General features: G+C 47.8%; 9 protein-coding genes. 1 reads left to right on the top strand and 8 read right to left on the bottom strand.

Annotated features, from left to right (window positions below; all coding sequences use genetic code 11):
* The 8 genes from NTW12_00190 to NTW12_00155 form a co-directional block, all read right to left on the bottom strand.
* On the bottom strand, positions 1-761 hold a 761-nt coding region (locus tag NTW12_00190), incomplete at its 3' end, for a 1-acyl-sn-glycerol-3-phosphate acyltransferase (GenBank protein ID MCX5844774.1).
* A gap of 15 nt (positions 762-776) precedes the next feature.
* Complete coding sequence (kdsB, locus tag NTW12_00185; GenBank protein MCX5844773.1) at positions 777-1523, bottom strand: 3-deoxy-manno-octulosonate cytidylyltransferase; 747 nt, start codon at positions 1521-1523, stop codon at positions 777-779.
* On the bottom strand, positions 1520-2491 hold the full coding sequence (gene rfaD / locus NTW12_00180) for an ADP-glyceromanno-heptose 6-epimerase (GenBank protein MCX5844772.1): 972 nt from the start codon (positions 2489-2491) through the stop codon (positions 1520-1522). Before rfaD ends, kdsB begins: the two co-directional genes overlap by 4 nt.
* A 41-nt stretch (positions 2492-2532) precedes the next feature.
* Positions 2533-3735: a DegT/DnrJ/EryC1/StrS family aminotransferase gene (locus tag NTW12_00175; protein MCX5844771.1), complete on the bottom strand. Its 1203-nt coding sequence runs from the start codon at positions 3733-3735 to the stop codon at positions 2533-2535.
* Positions 3736-3924: 189 nt separating this feature from the next.
* Complete coding sequence (locus NTW12_00170) at positions 3925-5085, bottom strand: iron-containing alcohol dehydrogenase (GenBank protein ID MCX5844770.1); 1161 nt, start codon at positions 5083-5085, stop codon at positions 3925-3927.
* A 53-nt stretch (positions 5086-5138) separates the two neighbouring features.
* The gene (locus tag NTW12_00165) at positions 5139-5876 is read right to left on the bottom strand and encodes an RNA methyltransferase (protein ID MCX5844769.1); all 738 of its coding nucleotides are present in this window, start codon (positions 5874-5876) and stop codon (positions 5139-5141) included.
* A gap of 113 nt (positions 5877-5989) precedes the next feature.
* Positions 5990-6340, bottom strand: a complete 351-nt coding sequence (locus NTW12_00160; GenBank protein MCX5844768.1) for a type II toxin-antitoxin system HicB family antitoxin — start codon at positions 6338-6340, stop codon at positions 5990-5992.
* Positions 6337-6591: a type II toxin-antitoxin system HicA family toxin gene (locus NTW12_00155; protein ID MCX5844767.1), complete on the bottom strand. Its 255-nt coding sequence runs from the start codon at positions 6589-6591 to the stop codon at positions 6337-6339. The genes NTW12_00160 and NTW12_00155 overlap by 4 nt, the downstream gene beginning before the upstream one ends.
* A 191-nt stretch (positions 6592-6782) precedes the next feature.
* On the opposite strand from NTW12_00155, the gene NTW12_00150 reads away from it, so the two are divergent.
* Positions 6783-7013, top strand: a 231-nt coding sequence (locus NTW12_00150; GenBank protein ID MCX5844766.1) for a type II toxin-antitoxin system RelE/ParE family toxin, incomplete at its 3' end; no start/stop codon positions are given.

The raw sequence follows: 7013 nt of genomic DNA, 5'->3' as shown, positions 1-7013 counted from the left end.
GGCTCTCCTACCCGGTAGATTATCCGCCCGCTTTTCGCAAAAGGCAAACTCCCTGTATACAACTGATCCGAATTATTACAACCGACGGGAAATATCCTTTTCCCCGTGTTCAGGGCAAGTTGCGCAATCCCTGTTTTCCCTTCCCCTAACTGGGTTCCCCTGGTACCTTCAGGGAAAATGATAAGATTGAGGCCCTTTTCAAAGAGTGCTACCCTGCTTAATTCCGCCACCTGTTCCATGACGAGATCATAGTAATCGCGAATAAACTCAACGAAGTGATCCCCCAATGAAGTAAGCGCCTCCGATGCCCTTTTGGGATAGGATTCGATACTGTCATACTTGCCGTCAATGATATCTTTCATTGCCCTGTAGACGCTTTTATCGAGTCGATCTTTGAATTTCTTCCTGTAAAATTCCTCGATTAAATACCCCATCGAGGGAACGGGGATGAGATTACACAGGTCAAGGCCTTTTGCAAGCAGGGTGTTCCGGTAATACTTGCCCTTCACCCAGACCGTGCAGTATGAAAAACACTTCATGCTCCTAAGCTTATACTGGAAAGGCCAGTAATTGAAGCGATCTGTGTGATTCATGGCAAAAATCACGTTCTCATCACGGGGAATACGGTCGATATTCTCGATCTGAATGTCCACTTTAGCAAAAATACGGTAATTGGTGTGCAATAAGAACCTCGCCACAATCTCTTGGCCCATGGGCTTGGATACCAATTTGATCTTTTTCAAATAATCCAGATCGACCATTGTTATCTCCTTTTGTCATAAACCCCCGCTCTCTGTTATAAGGTTTTTCACCCTCTCAAGCTCCTGGGGGGTATCAACCTCCACAGAGTCGTACCGTGTCTCCACAACCTTGATTCTGTAGCCATGCTCCATAGCCCTCAGTTGCTCGAGGGCCTCCAGTTTTTCCAGAACTCCTTCCGGAAGGCGGGTAAAGGTTTCGAGAAAGTCCCTCCTATAGGCATATATCCCGTGGTGCTTGTAATATGATACTTCAAGTCCTTTGTCTCGGACGCAAGGGATGGTCGCCCGGGAAAAATAGATGGCAAAATGGTCTTTGTCAAAGACGACCTTTACCGCATTGGGGTGGGTAATCTCCTCTGCTCTCACAATTTTATAGATAAGGGTGGTCATGGGGATGGTCGGGTCATCCAATAACGGTTTTGCAACTTCATCAATCTGAGAAGGTTCAAAGAGGGGCTGATCACCCTGAATATTGACGACAATATCCGTATCCTTGAAATCAAGCTTGGAAAGGGCTTCGGCAATCCGGTCTGTGCCTGACCTGTGTGTCGCCGACGTCATGATGGCATGGCCTCCAAATTTCTGCACGGCGGCAAAGATCCTTTCATCATCCGTGGCCACAGCGGCATAAGAAACTGTTTTTGCCCTCAACACACGTTCATAGACGTGACGGATCAGGGGCCTGCCGCACAGATCAGCGATAGGCTTACCCGGAAAGCGGGTGGAGTCATAGCGGGCAGGTATGATGCAGATGACTTTCATAGGTGTGGGTCTGTCTTCTGTAAGTAATTCGCGACGTAGTCATGAACCGCCGCTTCTAACGGGCGAAACGCAGCCGGGCACGCCGTCGCACGGAGTTTTTCCATTTTCGCCTCGGTAAAATACTGGTATTGATTACGGATCTCCGGCGGCATGTCGAAATACTCAATCCGGGGTTCCAGATTCATGGCTGAAAAGACAGCATGGATCAGGTCATTCCATGTCCGTGCCTGACCGGTTCCTAAATTGAAGATGCCGTTGACTTCAGGATGTTCAAACAACCACCACATGATCTCAACGCAGTCCTTGATATAGACAAAATCGCGCATCTGCCCGCCATCGCTGTATTCATGCTTATAAGACTTGAAGAGCCGGACCTTCCCCGTGTCCCTGATCTGTTCAAAGGCCTTATGAACAATACTTCGCATGTCGCCCTTATGATACTCGTTGGGACCGAAGACATTGAAAAATTTGATCCCGACTACCTTATTCTCTGCTTTGAATCGCAGAGTCCAGAGGTCAAAGAGCTGTTTTGAATACCCGTACATATTAATCGGGCGAAGTGTCGCCGTCGCCGAATTTTCATCGGAAAATCCCTGGGAACCATCCCCATAGGTGGCAGCCGAACTCGCATAGATAAAGCGGACATCTTGCGTGAGGGCCCATTCGGCCAAGCGGCATGTATAGTGGTAATTATTGTCCATCAAATAGTCGGCATTACGCTCCGTCGTGGACGAACATGCCCCCATGTGGAAGATTGCCCGTGGCTTGAATGGCACCTGTTCGCTACAGATCATCCTGAGGAAAACATCTTTGTGAATGTACTCGACGTAACGCCGGTTCACCAGATTTTTCCACTTTTCCGTCTGCCCAAGTTCATCGACAATTAAAATATCGTCGATACCCTCTGCATTGAGTTTCCAGATGAACGCGCTTCCGATAAATCCGGCACCGCCAGTGACGATGATCATACAAGAGTTCCTTTGTTTGCTCCACGAGAGTTTTGGCTTATCTACAGACTTTTTGCCGCTTTCTCAATACCCTCTTTCATTTTTAAAATTTTCTCTTCGGGCATCTTGACCGATATCCCCATCACCAGGGTCCGGCCAAGGATATCCTCCGCCTGGGGAATGTTTTCCCTGCGGTAAGCGACCTTCCCTTTATACGAGGGATCGGTGAATGGATATTGTTTTGAGTTTGCCGTTGACAGAGCCAGAAAATTCTCCCAGTTGGGAACATAGTGCCATAAATTGTTCTTGAAGCAGACCGTATCAACCCCTTCACTTCCCAGGGCTTTCTGAAACTTCGCTGCTGTTCCCTCATCAGGCAGATTGAACGCAAGAAAGGTTGCCGTATCGCCGGCAGGATCAGGAATTTCTCTGAACGTAATACCCTTGACGTTGAGAAGAACATCTTTGATTGCCTGTTTGTTTATCTTTTGGCGAGCGATAATGGTATCAAGCTTCCTCAATTGGGCAAGGCCAAGGGCCCCCTGAAGTTCATTCATCCGGTAGTTAAACCCCAGTATCGTTCGTCCTTCCATGGCCCTGCCGACATTCGGATTATGGTCATGTCCATGGTCATGATACCACTCGGCACGGAGGAATAAATCTTTGTTATCCGTCAGAACCATTCCCCCTTCACCGGTCGTAACTGTCTTATAATAGTCAAAACTGAAGATACCCATATCACCGAATGTCCCCAGCTTTTTCCCGCGATAGCTCCCGCCGCAGCCCTGAGCGTTATCCTCAAGGACGAGAAGGTTGTGCTTCCTGGCAACAGCCATGATTTTGTCGATATGTGCCGGTGCACCGCACATATGTACAGGAATGACGGCCTTCGTGCAGGGGGTGATTTTCCTTTCGATGTCATCCGGATCAAGGTTCAGCGTTGCATCAATATCTGCCATAACCGGAATGGCGCCAACCTCGATGACTGCTTCATACGTGGCGAGAAAGGTGAAGGCCGGACAAATAACCTCGTCTCCCGGCCCCACATCCATGGCCGTAAGGGCTACTTTGAGCGCCGAGGAACCGGAGGTTACACCCAGGGCGTATTTTGCCTGGCAGTATTGTGCAAAAGCCTCTTCAAATTCGCGTACCTTGAAGATTCCTTTTCTCTCCTTATCAAATCCGTATCTCATAAGGACGCCTGTTTCCAGAACATCCATCACCTCTTTTATTTCTTCTTTTCCAATAAGTTCTGCACCGGCCATAATTTCCTCCAAGTATAGTACTAAATTCAATGTCATTGACTTAAGAATATTATCTCTTTCAAGTCCCCCTTTGTAAAGAGGGCTTCAGTGGGATTTTAATTGCATCCCGTTAAATCTCCCCCAACCCCTCTTTAGAAAAGAGGGGGGTCAAAGTGCTTAAGTCAATGACATTGATACTCAATTCTTATTTTAGTATGCCTCTCCATAAATCTCGATGGCATCCTCTATAGTCATTTTACGGGGATTATTCTCCAGAGGCCTCACCACCGTCATGGCAACCTCAGCAAGCTCAGACAGTGCCTCCTCCGGGATGTTCAAATCCTCAAGCGTGGTGTAGACACCGCAATCTTCAATCAGCGATTGTACCGCTTCCACTGCGAAATATGCCGCTTCACGGAGAGGCAGATTATCAATCACCTCTCCCATAACTTCTGCGATGACGGCAAATTTCTCCAGGGCTCCCGGCAGATTGAAAGCCATTACATGGGGCAGCATGATCGTATTGGCAAGCCCGTGCGAGACGCCATATTGCCCTCCAAGAGGATAGGAGAGGGCATGGACGGCGCCGACCCCCGCATTGGCCAGGCCCAAACCCGCATAGAGGCTTCCCAGGAGCATCTGCTCCCTCGCCTCCAGGTTGCTGCCGTCATGGACACAGGTTCGCAGGTTCGCTGCAATCAACCCAATAGCTTCCAGGGAAATCATTTCGCTCATCGGTGAGGCATTAATTGATGTGTAGGATTCTATCGCGTGACACAGGGCATCGATGCCCGTTGAGGCTGTTGAAACGGAAGGGAGAGAGAGCGTAAGCGTCGGATCGAGGAGGGCCAGTTCGGGATAGAGATACGGGCTGTTCATTCCCTCCTTTTTCTTCAAGTTCTGCCGGACAAAAACAGCCGTAAAGGTGACCTCGCTCCCTGTTCCCGCAGTTGTAGGGATCATAATCTTGGGAAGCCCTGGGCCGGGAACCTTATTCAGCCCTAAATAATCCGCTGCACTGCCATTATTGGCTGCCAGAACGGCAATGGCTTTTGCCACATCCATAGCGCTTCCTCCACCAATGCCCACAACAATATCACATTTCCCCTTCCGGGCAGCTTTGGCTCCCTCATCGGCTACCTCCAGCCTTGGTTCGGCCTCGACCTGCCGATCGAAGAAAGTAATCTTGAAACCCTCGTTACCAAGGATATCAGAAACCCTTTCCCTGAGTCCTGTCTTCGCTATGTTTCTATCAAGGACAATCAGAGGACGGCTCGCCTTCAGTTCACGAATATGATCTGCCAACGTCTCTAAGGAACCGTTGCCAAAGACAATTTTTTTTGCCCCGGTAAAGGAAAAGTGCTTTTTCATGATTATACCCCCCATGGAATTTGATTGAGTAATAATTTTCTGTCGATGGAAAGTCAAGTCTTTTTGTTTCTCCCGTACCAGTCTAATTGCCGGCAGATGCCACGGAGGATCTTTACCTCCTTGGAAAAGAGCTTCGTTCTGGCAAGGAAACGGCGGATATGCATCATCCAGTAATCGGGATTTTCAGGTTTGAGAAATCCGATTTTCATTAACAACGCCTTTATTTGCTCATACATCCCTTCGAGTTCCGCCGAGTCGGCCAGACGGGGTGTAAAGGCCTCCAGGGTTTCCGTATGAGCGGTGAAGATCTCATAGCAGAGGATCATAACGGCATGAGAAAGATTAATGGATTTAAGATGTTTTGATGTGGGAATGGTTACCAAAAGATGGCAGAACTGCAAATCATCATTAGATAATCCCGTATCCTCCGGCCCGAAAAGCAGTGCTATTTCATTGTACCGGGATATATCAATCAGACGCTCCGCCATCTCCCGGGGCGAGACAACAGGGCCTCTCCCGGAGCCCCGCCTTGATGTCGCTCCGACGATATAGTGAAACTTTGCCAGGGCTTCATCCAAGCGGTCGAAGTGCTGAATACGATCCACGCTCCCGGCTGCAAAATGGGTAGCCAACTGTTTCATCTCCTCCATAGCAAGGTCTCTATTGCCTACCACAGAGATTTTTTCAATCCCCATATTCCCTGCACACCTTGCTATGGATCCGACATTGCCCGGATATTTCGGCTTATTCAGGACGATGGTTATGTTTTCTGTTTTTGCCCTTACGTGCATCTTCCCTCCCCGCTGCATTCGTATAATCATGGTGGTTGGTATATGTACCATAAAAACAGCAGAGGCCCGTAGGTTATGCTTACGGGCCTCTTTTATTGACTACACGCTCACCCCTAGGTGTGCTGAATTTCGGTAACCGCCTTTTCCAGGACGTCTTTGACAAAGGCGTTTAGGGTTTTTCCTTCATTCAAGGCATTGACTACCAGGCGCTTATGAAGATCGGGATCAAGACGAAGGTTGAAAGACCCTTTGAAAGGCTTTTCAGGTTCAATGCCGTCTTCGGCGCACATATCAAGATAGTCGTTAACGGCATTCTTGAAATCCGTTACAAGCTCGTCAACGGTTTTTCCCTCATAGCTGATATGGGCTTTTTTCAGACCCATGACACGGCCATGGAAGATCATGTCATCGGCATCAAATTGAACGTTGCCGGTATATCCTTTGTGCTGCAATACATTTTTCATGGTGTTACTCCTATATCTCTCAAAAAATCTCTTACCGTGTCCGCAGTGCTTTTCGACACTACCCTTTCAGGGTGCGGAGCATGAACATGCAGGCTGTAACCACGGCATTTAAACCTGACACGCGATCCTCTGCCCTCTTTCATCACAGCGCCTGCAGCAAGGAGAAGCGAAACGGTTTCCTGCCATGTAATATCGGATCGCGTCGGTTTTTCAAAGATCAGCGAAAGGGTTTTCTTTTGTTTCGCGTTCATGGTTTTTATTTACCATAAAGACCGGAAGAAAGCAAACCATAAAATAGTTACATATGCACGAGGTTGGAAATAATTTTTCTAATAATAAAAAATGGGCATGATTAATTCATAACACATTATGGTAATTATTTCTTGGTAAGGTCGCCATTTCTTTGCTTGACATTAATAAACAAAAAGTTTACTATTTAATCATGATTCGATCTTTTCGGTGTAGCGAAACAGAGAAGATTTTTCGTCGGGATTTTTCTCGAAAATTCCCTGGCGATATTCAAGAGCGGGCATTCATGAAACTGAACGCCATTGATGCGGCCATTGAGATTCAGGATTTACGGTTTCCGCCCTCAAATCGGCTGGATGTTTTAAAAGGGAATCGTAAAGGACAATGGAGTATCCGCATTAACAATCAATGGCGAATCTGTTTT

The organism is Deltaproteobacteria bacterium (assembly GCA_026388545.1).
Taxonomy (GTDB): Bacteria; Desulfobacterota; Syntrophia; order Syntrophales; family UBA2185; genus JAPLJS01.
This window is presented reverse-complemented; position numbering and strand designations above follow the sequence as displayed.